The organism is Bartonella sp. AD328YNZD (assembly GCF_042196425.1).
Genome location: NZ_JBHIQG010000356.1, coordinates 1 through 2,338, shown reverse-complemented (window position 1 = coordinate 2,338; position 2,338 = coordinate 1). Strand labels below are relative to the sequence as shown.

Genomic DNA, 2,338 nt, shown 5'->3' with positions numbered 1-2,338 from the left:
GCAATTGTTGAAAGGCGATGAGCAATGATAATCGTTGTGCGTCCTTTGGTAAGGTGATGAATAGCTTCATTAATTTGTGCTTCGGTATGTGAATCGAGAGCGCTTGTTGCTTCATCAAGAATCAAAATTTCACTATCATGAATCATTGCTCTAGCGATAGCGAGTCGTTGTTTTTGGCCCCCTGAAAGATTACAGCCATTATCACCTATCTGTGTATCATAACCATTTGGCAAACTCATAATAAAGTCATGAGCATTTGCTGCTTTTGCTGCTTCGATAATTTCATCATCACTAGCTCCTTCTTTTCCAAGCCCGATATTATATTTAACAGTTCCTTGAAAGAGAAAAGTATCCTGTCCTACATAGGCCATCAGGTTTCTCAGAGATCGAAATGTCGTGTAGCGGATATCTTGATCATTAATCAATATTCGTCCTTTTGTAGGGTCATAGAGACGCATAATAAGGTTAATAAGGGTTGACTTTCCCGAACCGGATGGCCCCACTAATGCTGTCATTTTGCCAGCTTCTATTTCTAGGTTTATGTCTTTTAATACTATTTTGTTATCAGTGTAGGCAAAAGAAACATGTTCGAAACGAATAGCTCCTTGCGTTTTATTCAGATCTTTAGCGTCTTTATGTTCTATAACGGTAAGGGGACGATCAAGTATTTCAAACATCGTACGGATATTGACCAAACCAGATTCAATTTTGACACGTACATTTGCTAGTCTTTTTGCGGGCTCATAAGCTAAAAGTAAAGCAACAATAAAAGACATAAATTCACCTTGAACACCTGCGCGTTGAGTTGCGAGGTAACCAGAAAAACAGATAATACCAGCAATGGCGACACCTGTGAGTGTTTCCATAATCGGATTGGTAATAGCTTCGAGTGTTGCAATATGATTTGTTTGTTTTTCAACATCACAAATGGCTTTATCCATTCTTTTTTTCATGACTTCTTCTAGTGAAAAGGCCTTAATAACTCGAATGCCAACAGCCGTTTCCTGTACGATTTTGATAATTTCACCAAGTGAAAGGAGCTCTTTTTCCATAAGGCTGCGAATTCGTTTTAAAGCCATTCGAACGCCTAAAAAAGCTAGTGGTCCTACGAGTAAAGTAATGGCGATTAACATAAAATTTTGAATGAACATGACAAGCAACAAACCACTAACGGAAAGCAAATCACGTACAAAAGTTGTGATAATAGTATCCATGATATTACGTACGGCTGTAGCATTGTGGGTCACGCGCACAAGAAGATCAGATGAAGTGTTATTATGATAAAAAGAGACTCCTTGTTCCATAAGTCGTGCAAAAATTTTACGTTGTTGTTCAGCAATGATACTATTGCCTGCTTTATTCAGAAAATAAGTTTGGGCAAAAGTTGCAAGTCCCTTGAGAATAAAGATAAAAGCAATGATGCTAGAAATCAAAACGATCATAGGAAAATTCTGCGCATCAATAATATTATTAACAACATCACGCATAATCCATGCGCTAGTTGCAGTTGTACCAGAAATGATGATCATTGAGAAAATAGCCGCACTGTACCAACGCGCATGTTTATGAAAATTTTCGCGCAAAAGACGGATAATAAGATGTTTATCAAAAGAGGAAATTTGTTTTTTGGCCATGAAGTGCTTCTATATTCTCTCATTATTTTATGCAAGATTGAAGCACTTTTAATTAAAAAGCTCCTTAATCTTTTTTACAAAAATAGCTTTTTCTTTCAAGGTTCATCACATCAATTTCACAACGGTGAGAGTGAAGAATGTAGTGCAAAGTTTCTGTGAAAGGTATAACGAAAATTCGTTGTTCATCATTATTTTTAGTTTTCAATAAAAGGTACCGGCGAGTTTCACTATTGTATTTACCAATTTCCATATTGTGATAGCCTTTGGCACTTGAAATGGTTCACAAAAACATTTCTGCTTTTTTAATAATTTTATGTATCATCTCCATTTGTGATGTGTAAGCAAACAATTTTGCCGCATTGCATGATAAGAGAGCTTAAAATAAGAAGACCTTACGATGTTTGAGTTTTCTCATTTAATACGCAAAATAACGAATTCTTCTTATAAATTGATAAAGCATTATTAAACTCTTAAAAGGATTTATACACATTTATAAAACCTTAAAAGCACCACAAAAATTCTATGTGGTGCTTCTAAATAATACTATACACATCATTTTGATGAGTTGCATGCGAATATTATTCTAATGCAAAACTATTTAGGTGTTATCACCATCATCATTTGCCGGCCTTCAAGCTTTGGCTCCAATTCGATTTTGGCAATTTCACTTGTATCTTCTTTCACACGCTGAAGAAGCTTTAATC

Annotated in this window: 1 protein-coding gene and 1 pseudogene; both read right to left on the bottom strand. The window is 35.6% G+C overall.

Features of this window, described 5'->3' with window-relative positions; all coding sequences use genetic code 11:
* The coding region (locus ACFIO3_RS11705; protein ID WP_375704505.1) for an ABC transporter ATP-binding protein at positions 1 to 1,634 on the bottom strand (1,634 nt) is incomplete at its 3' end.
* Positions 1,635 to 2,228: 594 nt separating this feature from the next.
* Positions 2,229 to 2,338, bottom strand: a pseudogene (locus tag ACFIO3_RS11700) (translation initiation factor IF-3); the annotation flags it as partial.